This window comes from Burkholderia mycopellens (assembly GCF_964265025.1).
GTDB lineage: Bacteria > Pseudomonadota > Gammaproteobacteria > Burkholderiales > Burkholderiaceae > Burkholderia.
Genome location: NZ_OZ183803.1, coordinates 3,441,033 through 3,461,674, shown reverse-complemented (window position 1 = coordinate 3,461,674; position 20,642 = coordinate 3,441,033). Strand labels below are relative to the sequence as shown.

The window sequence follows — 20,642 nt, the reverse complement described above, 5'->3', positions numbered from 1 at the left end:
CACGGCGATTGAGTGATCGCGCCGCCATCGTTTAGAGACGTCTGATCGACAGAGTATCGAGTGTCGGAAGCGGTCTTTTAATGTGTCGTGCCGGCGCGTCGAAAATCAATGTTAGTCACTCCGTTGGTCCTCGAAATTGATCTTTAGAAGCGAAGCGGAAAATCGGCGTGAAATAAGCTTTGCAAACGAGACTTGCGAACTGAAAAGGGAAGCTATGGAGCAACCGCGGGAAGAATCCAAAATTCTTGAGGACCTGACCATGCTAGCTACATCGCCGGGATACGTTCATGCGGTCGCACATATCTGCCATCGCGACAACGTCATTCACTTCCAAGGCAAGCTGAAGTCGTCCGACATGGAACGGCTCTTCAGTAGAGAGCGGTTGATTCGGACGGAATTGACGACGCTGATAGGCTTGATGGTCAAGAGTCCGTTGGATTTGTCTCTGCCGCCGCGCGAAGTGATCGAGGGGTACGTCAAGCGCACTGATTCCCTAATGCGGGAATTACATGATGCGATGTCGTTTAGTTGATGACAACGGGAATGAAGTCCAGCTTCCGCCGAGCATCAAAGAAGTCTTCCTATTCAGTCTTGTATCGGAGCACTATCCGGCGCTGGCCTTTCAGGCAAGCCAGTCGTTGAAATTCCAGACTACCGATATCATCCGACCTCCGTTTGTGATGGACGTGTTCCACTTGCTTTCGATGGACGAAGATTCGTGTAAGAACGTCCATCGCATACTAGAGACTGTCACGAGGGAATCGCAGCTCGACGGTAAGCGGCACGACGTCACGCTCGCATCGAGTGCGCCGCCTTGCGGGATTAGCTTCCATTGCAATCCGAAGCCATCTCCCGAAGCGATCGCAGTGCTGGAGACACACTGTGCCAAACGCAAGTACCAGCAACGTGCGGCGCAGTGGTTTGGTGTTTCTGTCAGCCCAGATGGGCAAGTCCAGTTCGGAGTCACATTGGACTTCCCATGGGAAGCCTCAGATGAAATGGAAAGACTTACAGCTGATATGAAGTCGGCATCTAATGTGCGCGATGCTCTGGCACAATATTCACGTGAAGTCAGCCGTCGGAAACTCGGTCGGAACGATCCGTGCCACTGCGGCAGTGGGCGCAAATACAAGAAGTGTTGCTTGAGCTAGTCAGCCATGCGCATCACCACGGACTGGCAGGGAGGATATGAAAATTTACCAATAGGATCCTGTTTGAGCACTCGCCAATAGTCGTGAGATTAAATCGATGCCGTCGCTGGTGTGTAAATAGTCAATTGGCCGATTCCCGCCGAGTGCTGGAACTGTGGAGTGTAACCAGTCGAGTAACCATGACCGCGCGTCAAAGCGCTTGGGATCCCCTGACTCTTGAACCATCTTTTCCACTTGCGCAACAAGCATCTCGACTAATGTCCCTTGTTCCTTTCAGTCTAAGCGGGGCTGCGATCTACGGGCGGGTATCAACTCGAGTGTGGACGGCCGGTCCGAGCACACTTGGTGACCAACTGACAAGGGTCTGAGTTTAGGCAAAAACTCGATGCGATTCAACGCTTTGTCGCAATCGGCTTTTTGCGAAAGCCGCCCTTTTTTCGATTTCCATCGCCGCGTCATGCGCCTTTTGAAAGCATCGAGTATTGTGATCCACTTTTTCGCCCATCTCGGTGAGGTGCAGGACTTGGCGAAAATTTCCCCAAAAAATATTCATCTGACCGTACATTTCGCTGCAAGCTTCAGAGGCTTCGGACGCATGAAAATCAACGATCATTCTGATTTCGTCGGCTTTCTCGCATAATGAAAAATATTTTACATTGAATTCGTCAACAGACATTGATGCGCTCCACATGATGTTGAGTCCAGTTATGGAGAATTCTCGAGCTATATGACTCAGGAGTTTATGTGCAGTGGCTAGTTGAATGGCTGCAGTTTCATTGGATTTCGTCAGCAGATCGATTCTGGATTTTTCCTTGGCAAGTGCGAGTTGAAATTGATTATTGATATCTAGGTTGATTGTTTGGGTTCGGCTCGTGATGAAAACGCCGACAAGGGCCAAAATGGCCCCGGCTACGCCGGCGAATGCAGTCAGATAAATAGGTTCCATTGTTTCTCAAAAAAAATCAAAATGTAGTTGCAGGGCACGAAAATCGTGATCGATGCGAAAGGACGTGTGCTATCCGCTTCGGTGCTTGCGCGCTGACGTTGAGAGGCGGTCATTTCGGTCCATGGGGGCTGCGCTTCCAGAGCGGAATAAAAGCGACCGCGATAATAACTAACGCCAAGATAAAATCGAAGGGCAATAGAGTTCCAACAGACGGTGGTGGGCCAATCAGATAGGATCGCAGGGTCGCCATACCAAGAATCGCCGCGATGAGTTCCAGTCCAGCTGGTTCCTGCGGTCGACGCCAGACGTATAAGACAGGCGTGGCCGAGATGGCAAGCAACGAAAAAACGAACCCGATATACCAGAAGCTTCGCTTGATGGTAAATCCACAGGAACGCATCCCAGAGGATTGATTGCTCTGACTTGTGAAGGTATCGAAGCGTGCTGGTGTCGCATCATCCACGCCGATGTCGCGTCGTGCGTCCCATCCAGACTCGCCATCGAAGCGAACACTTAGCTCCAACGGGACACTTGCGACTGGTTGTCCAGACTGCGTTTGCAGATTCAGTTGTGCCGATTTTATGCCGACCCAATATTGGTCGAAAGGGTAATTTCGAAGGGATCCGATGCCGACAGATCGTTCTTCGATATCCATCTGATAAACCGCGATCGAACCAAGCCTGGTTTCGACTGGAGGGGAAATGGATACCGGTAGCCCGGCAAAATGTATATTTCCGTCTTCTGACATCGCGGGAAGGCTGGCCCATCCTCTCAGCGACTCGGGGGCGGCTTTCGGCCACAGCCAGACCGGAACATACACCGAACCTTTCATACGGAATTTTCCACCCGATCCCCCCTCGATATGCAGATACACTTGTCCGATGCCTTCTGGAGATGAGCTCGCGCGACACTTGTCTCGTCCGTGTGTATCGAATACGTCGGTCGGGGCCCACAGTAGATATCCCGCGGCGGAAAAAATAAAGGATACTAGTGTGAAAATGGAAAAAATCTTCCCAAAATTTACTTTCATGTGGTCGGGATAATTGTGGAATTCGATGTTCCAAAATTTCTGCTGGGCGCTTCAATGTTATCTTCCCTGCCCCAAAATGCGATGTGGAGTCAGGGGCGAGCCGGCAATTCATCGCTTACTTTCTCCAGCGTTTCCTCCTCGCGATAGTGGAGCCTACAAGGATGGATGTGAAAAAATTCGCTTAAGCATTCGTCGAAATTATCGTACATCTGAGATCGATTTTAATCAATGCAATGTACGCTAATTTTTTCGGTGCGCCGTTGATTGTCGGTCGATCTAAATCGGCCTGGAGATTTGTGGTGGCGAATTTGAGCGGGAATTCTGGGTGCGGCGCGCTATAGATCTTCGTTTGTTGTGAATTAATATCGATATAAATGGAAGGTCCGTTGGCGACGTGACTATGTGTCCTGGTAAGCGCTGTCGACCGAGCGCGAGTTGCGCAGAAATATCAACGTATTCGGCGGCGGTTGCCAGAATCGATTGCTTGGTTTCGTGAGTGCGGACTTGAGGTGATTGGGACGACTCAAGCTGAATCGGGTGGTCCGCTATGAGAGGCTGCTTGGCTACCGTACCTTCGAGGTAGCCGTGCTTGGGGGAATCTTGAACGGCGCGCATGTTTGTTCGACGGTCGAAGGCTGCGCCATTGCTCGTAGTGCGGAGCTAGGGTCCACACATCGGATATGCACTCTCGCGCTATGTTGAGCGCAGCATCGTCGACCGATCGATCGACGATGAGGATCGAAAAAATTACCGCCTTATTCGACGTCAGCGGCGACAATCAGAAAGCGATCGCGGTTCTTCGCCTTGGTGATCCATTGAGGCGGCTTGCCGCGGCCGCTCCACGTAGCACCGGTCTTCGGATCTTGATACTTCGGAGCCGCAGGCGCACGCTTGCCAGCGACGCTCCCACGCTTTCGCCCGAAGATCTGCTCAGGCGTAATACCATATTCCGCCACTTGTTCCCGAATCGCCGCAACAATCGTTTCAAGTTCCGCGAGACGTGCAGCCTCTGCCTGTTTTGCCAACGCATCCGCCTGTGCTTTCAGTTCAAGGTAAGTTGCCATAGGCTTGGGGAGTTCGTTTAGTTAAAAAGCGAAGACTAGCCCCCAAACTTCATCGGGTCAATCCGATACGAAATCTCCCCAACGTTGAAGTGTGTCCACGGGTAAGCTAGCAGGCATCGTCGAAGGAATGCTACCGATGTGAGGAGTTGCATTGTCCGCCGATCAGTTGAAGCGCTTGCGCAAGGCGCTCTTGCCATACGGATTGAAGCTGCTCGATACGGAGTGGCTCGGCTGGCATGCGCGATATCGATTCCGCTGCCCAAAGGGCCATGAAGTGAGTCGATCGGGCTCTCATCTTTTCTATCACCTCGTGAACTGCCCTGCCTGTAGAGATGACGAAGCTTTGCAGCACCTTAAACACCTCGCGTGTCAGGCAGGTGGCCGATGTCTGTCGGACCGATATGTGGGGCGATCGGCACGCTATAGATTTGCTTGCCGTGAGGGGCATACCTTTGAAAAGTCTGTCGGTAGTTTGGAGAAAGGGGCATGGTGCGTACTGTGCGCGCATGCCAAACATTCGAAACGCATGGCCGCCCCCGACGGGATGCACCGAATGCGCAATGTCGCGCGTTCGCACGGCGGCAAATGCCTGACGAAAATCTACACAAAACTTTCAGACCGCTATCGTTTCCGGTGCGCGGAAGGTCATGAATGGGAGACAGTTGGTCTCGAGGTCACGCGCGGTGCATGGTGTCGCATCTGTTCGAACCAGCAGAAGGTCCACGCGTATCGCCTCAAGGATGGGATGACTCGCTTACGCGCGTGCGCCGCGAACCACGGCGGAAGCTGCCTTTCCCAAGTTTATGAAGGAAGTAAGGCAAACTATCAGTTTCGATGTAAGGCCGGTCACGAATGGGAAATGTTAGGTGCGCGGATCTTTCGTGGAGCATGGTGCACGGAGTGCCAGCATGAGGCGAAGCGATTTGGTATCGACCTCATGCGTCGGTTGGCGGCCGGTCACGGAGGGCGTTGCCTAACCAATTCCTACAGGAATACAACTACCCAACTGGAATGGGAGTGCGCACTAGGGCATCGCTGGTGGGCTTATCCAGGAGCAGTCGTTCGAGGTCATTGGTGCGCCACCTGCAGTCACAATGCGGCCAAACTCGGTATCGACCTGATGCGTACGATTGCGGCCGAGCGTGGAGGAATGTGTGTCTCCACAAGCTACGTGAATAGTTCGACAAAGCTGGAGTGGGAGTGCGCGCGGGGCCATCGCTGGCTAGCTACGCCCAATTCTATCCGGTGTGGCCACTGGTGCGCTCGCTGCTATTTCATCAGCATCACAACTACAGACAAGACGCGTCGAAAGCGGCGTCATGAGGTTGCCTAAACCGCCTGCGCCGATTTGATAGCCGGCGATGCGCTAAAATCCAGCGCAGACAGGCTGCGGTCAAACTCCGCGTGTCGAATGAAAGAAATCGAGAGGGCTCATGGTCAAGGCTATCCTAGGCATTGTGATGGGGATCGGTTTTCTCATAATCGCGGCCTTCGTCGCGTGGTCGACTCACGAATTTCTCCAGACGGCGATTGCCGTACCCGGGGAAGTTGTCAGCCTGAATGCAGGCGGGAGCCATCCCCAGGTCGAATTTGTCACCAAAGCAGGCCAGCGCGTCTCCTATCCGCAGGGAGGGATGATCTACGGTATGAAAGTCGGCGATAAGGTGACCGTGCTGTATCAGGAGGACGCGCCTCTGCGATCCGCCACGATCGATCGATTCGGCGCAGTTTGGAATTGGACGTTGATGGCACTGATCTTCGGCGTCGGCTTCATTCTCTTCTCGCTGATGAACCTGCCATCCAGAAAATAAACGACTTGAGAGGGCCACGTGTCAATTTTCAGGCATAGCGACTGGACATACAAAACTGGCGCAACTGGTGGTGTCAGTCTCGAACTTGCCGTTGCTTCGGGCGGCACGATCGTCCTGGCGGATCCTGGCGGTCAACTGTTCGACTTCTATTACGGCGGTCTTGGGATCGGATATGGCCTTGGACTCCGAATCCCGAAGATCAAGTTGCCTAGATTTTCGATACCTGAGATCAAGATTCCGAAGATCGCCGGGCACGAGGTCGGGGGCGCAGGTTCGCTCAAGTCCTTTGATAGCGCTGGCTTGATCTACATGTTGCCGGCGTTTGACGGCAAAGAGCTCTCCAAGTCGGATTTTCAAGGGGCTACCGTCTATCTCGACGGAGGCGTCGGCGTCGGGTACGGCAAGGCAGGCACGGCCATGCTTCTCGGTATCAATCCCGCACAACTTGCGCTCGGATTATCGAGCCCCGCAATGATGTGGCTGGCAGAGAACGCAATTGCTCATGCGCGGGCTGCCCTGGTGATGGGCGGGACGACTGTGGGCCTCATAGCTGGAGGCGGCGCAGGCATTTTGGTCGGTTACCTGCATTAACTAGATCAGCGGCCGTGTTCCGATTCGCGCCGGACAGCGTTGAAGTTCGCGCCCCGTCTGCGAGGAGCAAATAACCAGCTCGATGTAGCTGTTCATCACAGCATACGGGGCAAACAACCTGTCCAACATTCGTGCGAACAAGTGCAACGTGACGTCGCGCAACGCTGCTTCATCGAGAGAGACGACAATCTCAATACCGCGGACGAACGACGGGAACTCGCCATCGGGTGACATCCATCTGATCGCGGGGCGATGGTCCAGGTCGGTGATCGCATCAATGCTCCGTTGCGCGATGATGCTCGCACGCGGCGCGTGCAGTCTTAGAAAGTCTTTAAACGCCTTCAGCCCCGTTTGCGTCAGATCGAACGGGTGCAACGACATGCCCGCAAGGATCCGCCACAATGCGTCGTGGCCGCGCGGCAGAGTGCTCGGCAAGGTCGGGCGCGTAAGCAATCTAATGGGGCAGGCTAACGCCGCGCCCTCGTGCAGCAGGTCGCTGTCGCGCGCACCGATCGGCAACCGGGCGGGCAAATCACCATTGGTAGCCGTGACGTCGACGTCGACTTGCGGATGTTTCAGTTGGGCAGCACGGCCCTCCAGTTCGACGAGTGATAGCAGCAGTGGCGCGCGTGTTGTTCCAGTTGCCGCATACGGATCGCGAAACGCAGTCCAGTATGCAATCGCGGGATCAGGGGCGCGAGCATGGCTGAACGCCCGGTAAGGCAATACGTTCGTCCGTACGTGGCTACCGGTCGATGGCGAGCTCTTTTCTTGTTCAGCCTGCAAGCGATCGCCTAAATGAACGGCATCGATCGAGTACACGTCGAGCGGGGAGCCGGTTTCCAGCGGCTCCGGTGTGACGGGGTACGCCCTATCAGCGCTTGTCAACTGGATCGGAATCGCATCTCGCTTGAACAGATTGACCACCGGTGTGCAGTACAGGCGAAAGGATGAGGCATCGAGTTCAGTCAGTACCTGTGCTGCGGCGGATTCGGCTGATGTGTCGAGGATCGCGAGATGCAACGTCAGTCGCTTTGCCGCTGGCGTGCGTGCGGCCCGCCGCATTCGTCCTAGATCGATGTCAACAAAGTCGAATTTTTCGGGGAACGCAAACGACTCGATGAGCGTTTGGTATGCATCGGATGTAGTGGTCAATTCTTTCGGCAATAGGCATTCATTCTCGTCAAAACCCACCGATTCGATCGGTATCATAGATAATGCCGTCCACCGACCGCTCTGATCGACCTCAACAAATGCGGCGCCGGCACGTAGCAGCAAAGCATCGGTGAGCGCAGCGATGCGTGGCCGATCGCCAGACAGGTGAACGCGAACTGTACCGGACGGGATTGCCTCATCGAATATCCCAGTCGGTGTCGCACTGGCGAATTCGATCGAAAGTATGCCAGTGACATTCGACGGGAGTCGGACGGCCGCTGGGACGAGCGTAGCCGGAGCATAGCGCACCGAGTGAACTCGCAACGGGGACAACGTGACGTCATAGATAGTTTGAAACCGGTACGGCGCCGCGTTAGCATCGAGCAGCGTGCCACGTGGCATCGTGAACGGCGTTGTCAACTGACCGAAGAGATCCGACGGATCAAACTGCGCGATCGCGCACGAAGGCACGGTGCGAAGATACTGTGGATACAGCACCTCCAACAGCGATTCAGTGAATTCCGGATAGGCGTCCTCGAGCTTTGCATCGACGCGCGCGGCCAGCAATGCAAACGTCTGGATCATCCGGTCGACATGCAGATCGCCCTGCCCGTTTGCAATCCCGAGTCGGGCGCCGATCTTCGGATAGCGTCGTGCAAATTCCGTAACGCCACGGAGCAGTAAACCGACCTCGTATTCGTAGTGGGGCAACAGGTTATCCATTCACCTTCCCTACAACTCCGTCCCCATATATGAGGTACAAGAAACGCAAAACTTGATCTTTTCGGCGGCTAGCAGTTTAAAATCCACCGACGAATAATATCCTGCCATTCCGATGCGGGGTTCTGAGGGCGCCATGCAACTGTCAGATATTCCAAGTTTTTTTGGGCTACAGAGCAATCGGCTGTTCACCATCCAGACGCCTATGAAGGGTCGATCTGACTTGGTGCTTGTCGATTTCCACGGTACCGAAGGCTTATCTCAAAACTTCGAGTTCCACGTTCGGCTCGCCTCTCAAGACTCGAACATTGAACTGAAGAAGTTGATCGGTCAGCCTGTGACGATTACGTTACAGCTTACCGATGCGCTGGCGAGCTCGGAAGAACGGTATTTCAACGGCTACGTTGCCAACTTCACCCACCTCGACCACGACGGTAGCTTCACCGTCTACAGCGCGACCCTCGTGCCATGGCTTTGGATGCTCTCGCGCAGTCGCGACATCCGGATTTTTCAGGAAGAGAATACCGAAGCAATTCTTTCAAAAGTCTTTCGAGACTATGGAAAGATTGCGTCGTTCGAGTTCCGGTTGTCTAAGGCGACGAAGAATCGCAGCTACTGCACGCAGTACCGTGAAACCGACTTGGAATTTGTCGAGCGCCTCATGCAAGAAGATGGCCTGTTCTTCTTCTTCGAGCACGCGAAAGACGGTCACAAACTAGTCATCTCGGACAACTCGATTAGCGCGAAGCCGATTAGCGGCCGCAGTCCGATGCTGCAATACACAAAAGGCGAGGCGCTCGACAATCTGGCCGTCGTTACGTCGTTCCAGGCGAGCCGGCAACTGGAATCCAACAGTGTCGGGCTGAAGACGTTTGATTACAAAGCACCGCACGCCCGTCGGTTTGTTTCGGGCGGAACCGAAGTCAACCAAGGTGAAGTGCCGTCGTACGAAGTCTACGACTACCTGGGCGAACATGGGTTTGCGGACAGCGATCGCGGAGAAGCGTTGACGCGCTTCAGAACGCAGGCGCTTGCGGCACACAGCAAAGTCTTCATCGGAACGAGCACGAGCCGGCGGCTGACGCCATGCCAATACTTCGAACTCGACGATCACTACGACCACAGCAATGCCAAACAGGAGGATCGACAGTTTCTGCTGACGACGATCACCCACAGCGGAACGAACAACTATCAGGCCGGAGATGGCGCAGCGAACTACCAGTGCAGTTTCACCTGCATCCGCAAGAAGATTCCGTATCGGCCGGCGTTCACGATCGAGCGCCCATCGATCATCGGTCCGCAAACGGCCGTCGTAGTCGGTCCCGAAGGGGAAGAAATTTACACGGACAACCTGGGCCGCGTGAAGGTGCAATTCCATTGGGATCGGCTGGGCAAGCGCGATCAAGGCAGTTCATGCTGGGTACGCGTCGGGCAACCGTGGGCCGGTCGCGGATTTGGGATGATCCAGATCCCGCGGATAGGTGACGAGGTAGTCATAATTTTCCTCGACGGTAATCCGGATAGACCCCTGATCATCTCGAGCGTCTATAACTCCGCCAACCTGCCTCCATGGGGATTGCCTGCGAATGCTACACAGAGCGGGATTCTCACGCGCTCGACCAAAACAGGCAACGTCAACACGGCCAACGCCATTCGCTTCGAGGACAAGAAGGGTTCGGAGGAAGTCTGGTTGCACGCTGAGAAAGATCAGCGCCTCGAGGTCGAACACGACGAGTCGCATTGGGTTGGAAACGATCGAAAGAAGAACATCGATCACGATGAGACGGTGCATGTCGGCCATGACCGAACCGAGACGGTCGACAACAATGAGACCATCACGATCGGCGTGGATCGTACCGAACGCGTTGGCAGCAACGAGACACTGACGGTCGGCGGCAACCGGAACGAAACGATCGAGGGTTGGCAAAATCTCCTGATCGCACTTGCTTCGGCCGAGACGATCGGATTGGCCAAGGCGCTGACAATCGGCGCCGGTTATACCGTCACGGTTGCCGGAGCGATGAACACGGCAGTAGGTCTCGCTCAGGCAGAAGAAGTCGGTCTGTCGAAAAATACGGTTGTCGGCAAGACCTGGTCGATCAGCGCCGGGGATCGGCTCGAAATCAAGGTTGGCAAGGCGCGCATCACGCTCGAGAGCAACGGGAACATCTCGATCAGCGGGGCCACACTTTCCATCGATGGTTCGGGCCCGGTGAGAATCAGCGGAAATAACGTCGATATCAATTCATAGGGGGCCGAGATGGGAGTCGCAGAACATATTGCCGCACTGAGTGTTGCACCGCCGACCCAACGGACGGCTGAGCTGGTTCTCGGAACCATAGCCAAGGTCGATTCGAATCATGGTGTCTGGGTCGACTACCCCGATAACCCGTACCAAGCGCCGCTTGCCGCGATTTGCGCCACGAGTGTCGTTGCGGCAGACGTCGGGCGCGAAGTGGTATTGGCATTCGTGCAGGGTGACCCGGCGCAACCTATCCTCATGGGCCTTCTGCGCCGGCACGGAACAAGAAATCAAGCCGAGGCTGGGGCCCCCGTTCACGCCATCACGCCGGCTATTTCTGCGACCACGGAAGCATCGCACGTATGCGTTGAAGCGGCCGAAGCGATGACGCTGAAGTGCGGCCAGGCAAGTCTCACGTTGAACAAGGACGGACGCGTCATCGTTCGCGGGACGAATGTAGCGACCTATGCTGAAGGTACGCTCCGGTTGCGTGGATCGGTTGTCGAGCTGAACTGAAATCGACATGTTGCAACTGCAAAATGTGACGCCGTTCGCTGCTGAACGAGCAGTGCAGTTCGACCGACATGGTGGGCACCTGTGGGTCGTGGTTGTCAAGGCAACGTATGATCTGCACGCTGACGGTACGCTGTCGCTATCGAAGCAGCAAGAGCCAGTGAAAACGCATCCGGAGTATTTCGGAGAGCCGGGGCACTCGACCCTGAGGCGAGACGCCGAAATCGTGTTCGCGCATCCGGGGAGCGCCATCATGGTCAACGGTTCGGCATACGCACCCGAAGATGAACCGTTGCGTGAGCTCGATGTCGGCATTTCGATCGGATCGATACATCGAGTCATCAGGGTGTTCGGCTCGCGTCGTTGGGATTCTGGGTTATTCGGACTGCGTATGACGGATCCCGAATTGTTTTCACGCTGGCCGTTACGGTACGAATTCGCCTACGGCGGAACGAGTTCGCGGCAAAAGGACGGATTCTCCGACAATCCGCTGGGCATGGGATTCTTTGTGGACCGGGACGACGCGCGCGACGGCAAGCTGCCCCATATCGAGGATCCGCGCCATCTGATCAAATCGTGGAAAGATCGACCTGCGCCGGCCGGGATGAATGCGATACCGCCGCTGTGGCCGGCGCGTGCACGCTTCAGCGGTACAACTGATGAACAGTGGATCACGACGCGCGCACCGCTGGTTCCGGACGATTTCGATGTCGCATTCTTCAACTCGGCCTCGCCGGGCATGGCGACCGCAGTTCCGTTGAGAGGCGGCGAACGTGTCGTGCTTGCCCACCTGACGCCGTCGGCGAAAATGACATTTCGGCTGCCTCGCGTGCATTTCAACCTGTTGACGACAATAGGCGGCCGGACGATTCGTCAACACGCACAACTGGATCGCGTGATAGTCGAGCCGGACGACAGTCGATTGGTGATGGTATGGCGCAGCGTCCTGGCATGCGGGCGTGATGCTCGTCGTGTACAGGTCACGTATGTCGATACCAAGCGGGATCTGCATACCGGGAGGTTCTATGGGGTTTGATAGCCCGATCGTGGTGAGCGGATTCGGTGCGTGTACGTCGGTGGGCTTGTCCGCTGCCGAATCTTGCAACGCCGTACTGTCGAGCGTGTCGCGCATCGCGCGACACAAACGCCACCCGTATGCCCGCAGGGGCGGCGCCATTGCGCTCGCGAAGCTCGATTGTCTGAGTGAGGATGCGGCCTGTGTTTCGCGAATGACGGAGCTGGCTCGCCGGGCGCTGGACGATTTATTGGCCCGTCATGGGCACATTCTGGACGCATCGGCCGGGATGCCGGCAAGGCCCATTCCGGTGCTGCTTTCGCTCCCGCCCGAGCGTCCCGGTTTGCCGCACGCGGATATCGCGTCCGTCGCTGGGGAAATCTGCAAATCGATACCGCAATTTTCACGTAGCGGGAGTCGATTTTTTTGCAGCGGTCATACAGGTTTTATCGCGGGTCTGGCCAGGTCGGTCGACATCTTGAAGGCTGGAGAGGCGGATTTTTGCATCGTTGGCGGGGTCGACTCGCCGCTCGATATGAATTATCTGCACTGGCTCGACGATACCGACCGACTCAAGCACCAGGACAATCCGTTCGGCATGGTTCCAGGTGAGGGGGCGGCTTTTGCTCTTCTGCGCGCGGACGTGGGGCGAGCGTCAGTGGAGAACACGACGCGTGTCGTATTGCGCGCCGTTGGTCTCGCTACGGAAACCATGCCGTGGTATGCCGATCAGGCGTCGCGCGGCGACGGACTGACGGCCGCAATCTCGCAGTGCTTGTCAACCGACATCCAGGTGGACAATTGCTATGGCGATTTGACTGGCGAGACCTGGCGCAGTGCCGAATGGGATTTCGCGTTTCTGCGTAACGGCCGCCAGTTTGCGCACCCGCTCGATATCAGCCACCCGGCGGAGATTTGGGGCGATACGGGGGCGGCGTCTGCTGCAATGCTGTGTATGTTGGCGCACGATGAGCTCACGGATATCGTGATGCCGCGACGGCGTTCGCTGGTTTTTTCCGCATCGGATACCAGGCTGTCTCGCGCAGCCTGCCTGCTTGAGCGTATGGGTTCTCATGAGGGGGAGGCACCGTGGCATCTACAGTGATCGTCAACAAGCTGACCAATGTTCATTCGAAAAGCGGGGGAATCGCTACCTGCGCGGCGCCGGACTTTTGCAAGACGCCGGGCGCCGGTGTAGTGCCTTATACGAATGTTGCGTTTTCGCGCGATCTGGTGAATGGATCGAAGACCGTTCGTACGAATGGCGTTCCCGCTGCGCTGAAGGAGTCGGAGTTCAAGCCCAGTTTTGGCGACGAGCCTGGTGTGGGAGGCGGCGTCGTGTCGGGCGTCAATCGCGGATGGGCAAAATTTACGAACTATAGCTACGACGTCAAGATCGAAGGGCGCAACGTCGCGAGGCTTTCCGATCCCATGATGATGAATGGCAATAACCCGAATACCAATACGCCGGCCGAGGTCCAGTCGAATCTGCTCGACCAGGGCGGAATTCTATGCCGCATTTTTTGCTGGTGCGATGCGGGGAATGATGGTGGCGACTTCGTCAAGATCAAGCAAGTGCCGACGGGCGGGATAACCGCCTGATGCAGGAGAATTTCATATGCCAAAGATGTCGGATAAGGAAAAATGCTTCCAGGAAGCATGGGACAAGTACAAGGACGCAACCGGCAACAAGGACATGGATATCGAGTCCCAGAAGCCTTGGGGGCAACGCCCCGATGGCAGCTGGAACAGCAAGTATTCCAGCTGGCAGCACCTGCTCAACAGTTTCATGAAAGGGGCGACCGAACAGATGCGCTTCCCGGACCTCACGGTAACCAACGGCGGAAAAACGAGTGTGCTCGATCTGAAGTTCACGCGCTCCGATGGAACCGTGGATACCTGGCGAACGAACCCAGGTGCAGGCAATGGTAATTTGCAGCGTCAGGACTACAACACGATCAACGAGCAGCAGAACGGCGGGCGTAATCCATACTCCAATGAGGACCCGAGCCTGGACCCGGAGAAATGCGGGTGTGGGAAGGGTACGAAGGTCCAACAAGAAGAGGTCGTGAAAGAGGTTCCGGCGATGGGGATGTATGGCATGCCTCTTTTGGAATCTCCCAATGGGTTGCCATCTTTTGGCTTGGGCGGAGCTGGGGCTGGGGGTATGGTTCCCGAATTCGTCATTCCGTGAGGAGCGTGATGCAAGACGCAATGAATCTTGGCTTCGAAAGCGCCGATGTCGCTTTGATCAGTCCGTGCCTGTTGTTCGAGTGGGCGATGGAGTTCGACGAAGGTACTGAAATCTTCGATTTCTACAGGCGCGCGCGGGAAGCATTGGGCGATCGCCTGACGCACTACAACACCGGCGACGGACGCTGGAAACCCATTAACAAGCGGGCGGAAAGTCTCGTCAAGACCTGGTGCGAAAACCCCGTCCCTTTTCCGAAGAAATTCTATTGCTTGATGGAAAATGGCGCCGATGCGGGGGCGACGGCCAGTAGCCTGCGAATCGACTTCGCCCATCGTCCGTATGTCGAACCGTCGGCTGACGAACTCAAGCAATGGCGTGCGACCGAGCGGCGGTCGCTCCCGATGCACACGATCCTCAATTTGACGTTGCCGCTCGACCATCCGCTGGTGACCGGCAATCGTGTCGCAGACTGGCTGTGCGAATTCGATATCGTTGCGAACAGACGCTTTATTTCGGGATCCTGTGGATTTGGACTCAACTTTCCCATCAATTTTCCATCTCCCGATCTGGATACGGAAACCCGCAATCGGGTAGCCGCGTTGATGCAGCGATATCCTGGGTTCGATGTCGCGAGCGTCATGGTCGGCGTTGGCAACAAGTTGCGGCAGCGCGACCCCGAGTTCACGGAGCGGCATCAGGCAGCCATTGCGCGTCCCTATCTGAAACGGGCGAACTGGTTGACCTTCCTGAGCGAGAATCAGGTCGACTGGATCGGCGGCATTTCCGGGATCGAGGAACACATTGCCGGAACAGCGGTGCGTTTGCGCCGGCTCAAACATGGTGTGTGCCTGCAGGCCACGCCGGAGCCGCAGCTCGGAGACGCCTCTCGCGACGATTACGTTGCTGTATACGGTCCTGTGGCAAAACTGGTGCGGCCGGTCAGGCTCGATTCGGTGGATGGCGGCCTGCTGCCGTGGGAGTTTCGGCAGCACGGGGTGCAGGAATGGCTCGATGTCTTCGATCGATCGAATCATTGACGAGGTATGCGTGATGCGAGTCGATATCACGGGACGCGGCATGGGCGTCGCCTATCTCGAAAAAAATGCAGAAGGGACCTCGCTCGAGACTTCCGATCTGGTCATGTCCGATCCGTTGCCGTTATTTGCCGGGTACATCGATCTTGGCTTTTATGTGAGCGACGCTCGCGAGCATCGCCGAGCATCGGCGAAGGTCGTGTCGTCGACGTGGGATCCAGCGAGCGAAACGCAACGTTGGCGCGTTGCCACGGATCATCTGCCGGCATGGCAGTGGCGGGTCGCGACCAATCTACTGTCGGCGATGGGCATTCGCTCCAGCATCGTGCACATTGAAGAACCTGACGCGAATGAGGTCGAGCGGGAGCTTGTCGTGGATCAGGGGGAATGGCCTCGCCCCCCGGTTGATGCGCCATTTGCGTTCGTGCAGAAGCTCGACGGGCGTGATTCGATTCGCGGGTGTGAAGTACAAATCGAGTTCGATCAGCCCCTCACCAAAGAGGCCGCAACCCCGATATGTGCCGCGATCGAGACATGGGCGAACGTTGTCGCCCGGAGCGGCTTCGCTCCGCCGGGCGTCGATCCCGCGAACGCGGGAACGTTCGCGAGCGGCACCTATCAGTATGATTCGCATACGATTGCTTCGAGTTTCGACTACGTATTCAGAGTCGATCCGGCGTGTTTCGATGCACTCGTCGGCTATTTGTCGAGAATTCATCGCGACGGGCGAAAAATCCGTCGACTGACGGTAACCTGATGCCATGTCGGATAGCAACGAACTGTTTTCCGAGCGTTTCTGTACGGAACACCTCGAGGAAATCGTGCATCTGGACCGCGTCCGTGAGCGGGCTTCGCTCTTGTCCGATTTTACGCTCGACGATTTCGTTCGAATGGACAGGCGCCTGCTCGGTCACTTGAGAGGTCTGACATTGCGCGAAGCGACCGCGTGGCGATGCATCAGAAATTGCATCGACACTCAAGGGGCCACGCCGGGGATATTGTTTGCAGCGGGTATCGTTGCGTTCGCAGGAGGCGATCGGGGGCGGCTCGAAGAATATCGGACATGGTTGGACGATCAGGTGCCGCGCTATCCATTGATGGAAAAAATCGCAAAATGGATCGGGCCTGCCTGGTATCGGATCGGTGAATTCAGGCTCGCCGGGCTCGATAACGATTTCGACGTCATATGCCGACTGAACGCCGCAGCAACGCCCGAAGAGGCTGATGCCGTCATTGCTGCCACGCCGCGGGATTCGGCATCGGCGGTCGTGACCGCGATTGCCAATACGGTTCGCCAGTTCGGATTGAAGCGCTTTGCGGGCGACATGACGATTCTGCTTGAGCATCAAGACCGTGCAGTCAGGTCCGCGGCGTTCATGGCGCTGCTCCGGCTCGAGGGCGCGGCCGCACTCGACCGGCTTTGGCGGGCTCAGTGGACGGATCTGGATTGCCCCGAACTCTTTTATCGCGCCATGACCGTTTTGCCTCCGTCCGTCGTTCCGGAATGGATCGAACGACTGGAAAATCAGGGGCAGCGCCGCGAGGCGCTTGTCTGTGCTGCATTTTCCGGATTGTCGGCTCAGATTCCTTACCTGTCCGGCAAAATCGACGCTCCTCAATTGTCGACGTTGGCAAAACTGTGCCACGTTGCCGTTGTGGGATATCTACCTGCGGAGCGCGTGTCCGGTTCGGGGCGGATCGGAAAAGACGATTCGAGCGTTGAATTTGCCCCCCTCGATCAACCGGAAATGTTCTTTTTCCACGAGGGGAACCATCGAAACGCGCAGGATGGCGCGGAATTACAAATTGAGAATGCGCCATCGGGTAGTCGCGTCATCGCTGGTCAAGCGATAACGATACAGCATGCTATTTCGATATTTCAAAAAGGGGTGCAGCTTCAGCGCGTCATCGCTGGATATTGGCTTGAGAGTCTGGAGGGAGGGGGCCGTCTTGACCCCACAGCTCCGGGCTTTTTTCAGGTCCAAGAACTTTCGGCGACGACCCTCAGATTTGCATAAGCGGCCACTTCGCCCTTCTATCGGAGACTAGCTCCTTGCTGCTTCATCGCTCAGGTCAACATAAAATCGCCCTTCCTCAAGTTCGAGGACATAAAGATAGATATCCCTCGGTGTGGCAGCCCCGCACCAGTTAATTGGTGCGGCTCCGAATTTCCCCTTCTTGCTACCAGAACCGGCGAGATCCCTGAACTCCCGTGCAGTCTCATCGGAAATTTCGGTACCTATGACCGCCTTCTTCCATCCCGCCACCGGCTTCACCCCGAGCAACTCCAACTGTCGGCGCGTATAGCCCCTACCCGCACTCGCCCCGGCTACTAGCAATTCTTCCGTGATCAGCATATGGTTTCAGTCGTTCGTGTTGAATTTCTGCGGCAAAAGCACGTCCTATGCACAATACAATATGAAGAAAAAGATCGGGGAAAGTGATGCACATTGAGACCGTTTGGATCCGAAACTTCCGGCGCATTAAAGACGTCCGCACAGATCTGGCACCAGATAATTCTATCTTGGACGGGTCCAACAATAGTGCCAAATCTTCAGCCGGACATGCGATCCGGCTTTTCACTGCAGCGTCGAAAGACAGATTTTCGCTGCATGACTTCAGTTCTGATTGTTGGGACGACATAAATGCCTTTGTTGACATGACTCCGCATCCCCTTAGCGTGCAGAACAGCGAGGCCATCTCGGCCGCTATTTTCGACAGCGAACGAATTATTGAAAAGCCAATAAAGGATGGCGAGGCACGTTCGTACCCGGCCCGAGGTCTGATGGGCCGGTTCCATGATTTCGGAATGGAAACGATCAAGGGCAGCGCAGATGCCATGGCGAACCGGCTGGTCGGCAACGTTGCTCTAAAGCGGCTGAGCATCGAAAGTCTTACGGCAAGCGATTTTGCGATTCTCTCTGGCGCATTTGGTCCGTCCAAAGAACTGGACCGGATCGGAGACGGGATCCATAAAGACAGTTAGAAGTGCACTGGCTCGGCGAAGCCCCGGTGAATCACGAGGCAACACTAATACTTCAAAACGGAAATCACAGCAGAGCGGACTTGGACGAAAACGGACATGAATGGCGCATCGATGAACGTTGTGGCAAAAAATCGGGAACTCCTAAGAAACTTGTTTCCTTCAGTGTTTACCGAAACTCTCGACCCTGAAGGGAACGCCGTAGAGAGTATAAATTTCGAACGTCTCAAGGCGGAGATCGGCGTGTTCTCCGATTTATTTGAGGCGCGCAGGGAGCGCTATGGCTTGGACTGGCCCGGAAAAAAGGAAGCGCTCAGACTCATCCAGCAGCCGACTTACGCCGCGTTGCGCCCCAAAGTTGCAGAATCCGTCAGCTGGGAGACGACGAAAAATCTCTTCGTCGAAGGCGACAACCTCGAGGTCCTCAAGCTGCTCCAGAAGGCGTACTACGGGAAGGTCCGGCTAGTCCATATCGATCCTCCCTACAACACCGATGGAGACTTCATCTACCCGGACAACTTCACTGAAAACCTCCAGACCTATCTCGAATACACGGGTCAAGTCGACGGAAGCGGGAAAAAATTCAGCACCGTCACGGAAGAAGACGGGCGGTACCACAGCCGCTGGCTCAACATGATGTGGCCTCGCCTCTACCTAGCCAGAAACCTCCTAGCCGACGATGGCGTAATACTTATCCATATCGATGAACACGAGTCTGAAAACCTTCGGCTCGTGATGAGCGAAATATTCGGGGCGGAAAACGACCTCGGGGAAATTATCTGGGACAAGAAGAATCCGAAAGGTGATTCCACAAAGGTCGCCAGCCAGCACGAAACGATCGTGGCCTTCGCCAAGAACGCTGCATATCTCAAGGAGGCCCGCGAGATAAAGCGCCCGAAGGTCAACGCCGAAAAGATGATCTCCAAGGCAGCACAGCTCGTTCGCAAGATAGGACGCGTCAGTATCCCTACCGACCTCGAGGAAGCCGCCGAAAAGTACAGGCTCGAGATCGACACAAAGAAATTCGCTAAGACCTACACACTCGATGACGCGCGCACAGACTACCGAGAATGGCTATCCACGCAGGACGTTTCTGGAGGGGAGGCGGCATACAAGTATATCGACGACGATGGCGAAATCTACCGGACAGTGTCCATGGCATGGCCGAACAAGAAAATGGCCCCAGACGAGTACTTTCAACCGCTCATTCACCCGTTCACAAAAAAACCTTGCCCGGTCCCTGACCGCGGATGGAGGAACCCTCCCGCCACCATGAAAGAACTCCTCAAGGCGGGGCGAATCATTTTCGGCGAAGATGAAGCGAAACAACCTGAACGGAAGTACCTGCTAAAGGAGAACATGGATGAGAACGTGCCGTCTGTGCTCCCCTTTGGTGGAAGCGACGACGCGCTCCTCAAGAAACTGGGAATCCCGTTTGACAACCCCAAGCCCGTCGACTTCGTGAAATCGATAATCTCTCAATTTTCCGGCGGATCCGGGATCGTGTTGGACTTTTTCGCCGGTTCGGCTACCGTAGGGCACGCCTGCATGCAACTTCAGGCGGATGGGGCGGACATCGAGTTCGTGCTCGTCCAACTTCCCGAAAAACTCGACCCGAAAAGGAGTGAGCATAAACTTGGTGTCCAGTTCTGCAAGAGACTTGGCGTTCCTGAAAACATCGCTGAAATCGCGAAGGAGCGCCTGCGCCGCGCATCGAACGCGATCTCGAAGGAAAAAGATTGCGAGGCCCCGGGTTTCCGTTCGTTCTCGCTAGGCCCGTCTGCATTCCGACGCTGGCAGAGGCTTTCTGTAGAGTCAACCGAGCAGCAAATCACCGAGCAACTCGAGCTCCACGTCGAGCACGTCGCCCCCTCTGCTTCTGACGAAGACCTCTTATTCGAAGTCCTCATCAAAGCCGGATTCTCACCTATAGAGAAAGTCGACACATCCGAAATGGCCGGACTCCCCGTATACTCCGTCGCAGAGGGTACCCTCCTCATCTGCCTCGCTCAAAGGATTACGCGAGAACTCGTCAATGCCGTCGCCAAGGCGGAGCCCTTGCAGTTCGTCTGTCTGGACACAGCTTTCTCTGGCAACGACCAGCTCAAGGCCAACGCTATGCACACCTTCGCCGCTCGCAAGCAGGGTCACGAGAAAACCTCCCGGACGGTGTTCAGAACAGTCTGATAACAA

Annotated in this window: 21 protein-coding genes; 15 read left to right on the top strand and 6 right to left on the bottom strand. The window is 55.8% G+C overall.

What is annotated here, in order from left to right; all coding sequences use genetic code 11:
* Positions 1 to 214 precede the first annotated feature (214 nt).
* The gene (locus ACPTTC_RS33890; protein ID WP_423395667.1) at positions 215 to 532 is read left to right on the top strand and encodes a hypothetical protein; all 318 of its coding nucleotides are present in this window, start codon (positions 215 to 217) and stop codon (positions 530 to 532) included.
* Positions 510 to 1,151 carry an SEC-C metal-binding domain-containing protein gene (locus tag ACPTTC_RS33885; protein WP_423395666.1) on the top strand — a complete coding sequence of 214 codons (642 nt, stop codon included), beginning with the start codon at positions 510 to 512 and terminating at the stop codon, positions 1,149 to 1,151. The genes ACPTTC_RS33890 and ACPTTC_RS33885 overlap by 23 nt, the downstream gene beginning before the upstream one ends.
* Positions 1,152 to 1,196: 45 nt before the next feature.
* Here ACPTTC_RS33885 and ACPTTC_RS33880 read toward each other — a convergent pair whose 3' ends face one another.
* The 4 genes from ACPTTC_RS33880 to ACPTTC_RS33865 form a co-directional block, all read right to left on the bottom strand.
* Positions 1,197 to 1,376: an antitoxin Xre/MbcA/ParS toxin-binding domain-containing protein gene (locus ACPTTC_RS33880; RefSeq protein ID WP_423395761.1), complete on the bottom strand. Its 180-nt coding sequence runs from the start codon at positions 1,374 to 1,376 to the stop codon at positions 1,197 to 1,199.
* Between the two features lie 145 nt (positions 1,377 to 1,521).
* Entirely contained in the window at positions 1,522 to 2,097 is a 576-nt protein-coding gene (locus tag ACPTTC_RS33875) for a hypothetical protein (protein ID WP_423395665.1), read from the bottom strand.
* A gap of 109 nt (positions 2,098 to 2,206) precedes the next feature.
* Positions 2,207 to 2,971: a DUF4436 family protein gene (locus tag ACPTTC_RS33870; RefSeq protein WP_423395664.1), complete on the bottom strand. Its 765-nt coding sequence runs from the start codon at positions 2,969 to 2,971 to the stop codon at positions 2,207 to 2,209.
* A 911-nt stretch (positions 2,972 to 3,882) separates the two neighbouring features.
* Positions 3,883 to 4,191 carry an H-NS family nucleoid-associated regulatory protein gene (locus tag ACPTTC_RS33865; protein ID WP_423395663.1) on the bottom strand — a complete coding sequence of 103 codons (309 nt, stop codon included), beginning with the start codon at positions 4,189 to 4,191 and terminating at the stop codon, positions 3,883 to 3,885.
* Positions 4,192 to 5,624: 1,433 nt separating this feature from the next.
* On the opposite strand from ACPTTC_RS33865, the gene ACPTTC_RS33860 reads away from it, so the two are divergent.
* Together ACPTTC_RS33860 and ACPTTC_RS33855 are read left to right on the top strand one after the other, a co-directional pair.
* Complete coding sequence (locus ACPTTC_RS33860) at positions 5,625 to 6,002, top strand: DUF3592 domain-containing protein (protein WP_077020579.1); 378 nt, start codon at positions 5,625 to 5,627, stop codon at positions 6,000 to 6,002.
* Between the two features lie 18 nt (positions 6,003 to 6,020).
* Complete coding sequence (locus tag ACPTTC_RS33855) at positions 6,021 to 6,593, top strand: hypothetical protein (RefSeq protein ID WP_059834023.1); 573 nt, start codon at positions 6,021 to 6,023, stop codon at positions 6,591 to 6,593.
* Here ACPTTC_RS33855 and tssF read toward each other — a convergent pair whose 3' ends face one another.
* Positions 6,594 to 8,471 carry a type VI secretion system baseplate subunit TssF gene (tssF, locus tag ACPTTC_RS33850; protein WP_423395662.1) on the bottom strand — a complete coding sequence of 626 codons (1,878 nt, stop codon included), beginning with the start codon at positions 8,469 to 8,471 and terminating at the stop codon, positions 6,594 to 6,596.
* Between the two features lie 133 nt (positions 8,472 to 8,604).
* Here tssF and ACPTTC_RS33845 point away from each other — a divergent pair, with 133 nt between their 5' ends.
* The 9 genes from ACPTTC_RS33845 to ACPTTC_RS33805 are packed head-to-tail and all read left to right on the top strand — an operon-like array spanning position 8,605 to position 17,484.
* Positions 8,605 to 10,719, top strand: a complete 2,115-nt coding sequence (locus tag ACPTTC_RS33845; RefSeq protein ID WP_423395661.1) for a type VI secretion system Vgr family protein — start codon at positions 8,605 to 8,607, stop codon at positions 10,717 to 10,719.
* 9 nt (positions 10,720 to 10,728) lie between these two features.
* Complete coding sequence (locus ACPTTC_RS33840; protein ID WP_175002214.1) at positions 10,729 to 11,226, top strand: DUF6484 domain-containing protein; 498 nt, start codon at positions 10,729 to 10,731, stop codon at positions 11,224 to 11,226.
* A 7-nt stretch (positions 11,227 to 11,233) separates the two neighbouring features.
* Complete coding sequence (locus ACPTTC_RS33835) at positions 11,234 to 12,259, top strand: DUF2169 family type VI secretion system accessory protein (RefSeq protein ID WP_175002215.1); 1,026 nt, start codon at positions 11,234 to 11,236, stop codon at positions 12,257 to 12,259.
* Complete coding sequence (locus ACPTTC_RS33830; protein ID WP_423395660.1) at positions 12,249 to 13,343, top strand: hypothetical protein; 1,095 nt, start codon at positions 12,249 to 12,251, stop codon at positions 13,341 to 13,343. The genes ACPTTC_RS33835 and ACPTTC_RS33830 overlap by 11 nt, the downstream gene beginning before the upstream one ends.
* A complete protein-coding gene (locus ACPTTC_RS33825; RefSeq protein WP_175002217.1) occupies positions 13,340 to 13,840 on the top strand; it encodes a DUF4150 domain-containing protein in 501 nt (166 codons plus the stop codon). The genes ACPTTC_RS33830 and ACPTTC_RS33825 overlap by 4 nt, the downstream gene beginning before the upstream one ends.
* A 16-nt stretch (positions 13,841 to 13,856) precedes the next feature.
* Positions 13,857 to 14,432 (top strand): hypothetical protein, encoded by a 576-nt coding sequence (locus ACPTTC_RS33820; protein ID WP_423395659.1) that lies wholly within the window; start codon positions 13,857 to 13,859, stop codon positions 14,430 to 14,432.
* Between the two features lie 8 nt (positions 14,433 to 14,440).
* Positions 14,441 to 15,469, top strand: coding sequence for a type VI immunity family protein (locus ACPTTC_RS33815; protein ID WP_423395658.1), 1,029 nt, complete (start codon positions 14,441 to 14,443; stop codon positions 15,467 to 15,469).
* Positions 15,444 to 16,223, top strand: coding sequence for a hypothetical protein (locus ACPTTC_RS33810; protein WP_423395657.1), 780 nt, complete (start codon positions 15,444 to 15,446; stop codon positions 16,221 to 16,223). Before ACPTTC_RS33815 ends, ACPTTC_RS33810 begins: the two co-directional genes overlap by 26 nt.
* A 4-nt stretch (positions 16,224 to 16,227) precedes the next feature.
* Complete coding sequence (locus ACPTTC_RS33805; protein ID WP_423395656.1) at positions 16,228 to 17,484, top strand: hypothetical protein; 1,257 nt, start codon at positions 16,228 to 16,230, stop codon at positions 17,482 to 17,484.
* A 27-nt stretch (positions 17,485 to 17,511) separates the two neighbouring features.
* On the opposite strand, the gene ACPTTC_RS33800 is transcribed toward ACPTTC_RS33805, so the two are convergent.
* Positions 17,512 to 17,823, bottom strand: a complete 312-nt coding sequence (locus ACPTTC_RS33800) for a hypothetical protein (RefSeq protein WP_423395655.1) — start codon at positions 17,821 to 17,823, stop codon at positions 17,512 to 17,514.
* Positions 17,824 to 17,909: 86 nt separating this feature from the next.
* On the opposite strand from ACPTTC_RS33800, the gene ACPTTC_RS33795 reads away from it, so the two are divergent.
* A complete protein-coding gene (locus ACPTTC_RS33795; protein WP_423395654.1) occupies positions 17,910 to 18,452 on the top strand; it encodes an AAA family ATPase in 543 nt (180 codons plus the stop codon).
* 96 nt (positions 18,453 to 18,548) lie between these two features.
* Positions 18,549 to 20,636: a site-specific DNA-methyltransferase gene (locus ACPTTC_RS33790; RefSeq protein ID WP_423395653.1), complete on the top strand. Its 2,088-nt coding sequence runs from the start codon at positions 18,549 to 18,551 to the stop codon at positions 20,634 to 20,636.
* Positions 20,637 to 20,642 lie beyond the last annotated feature (6 nt).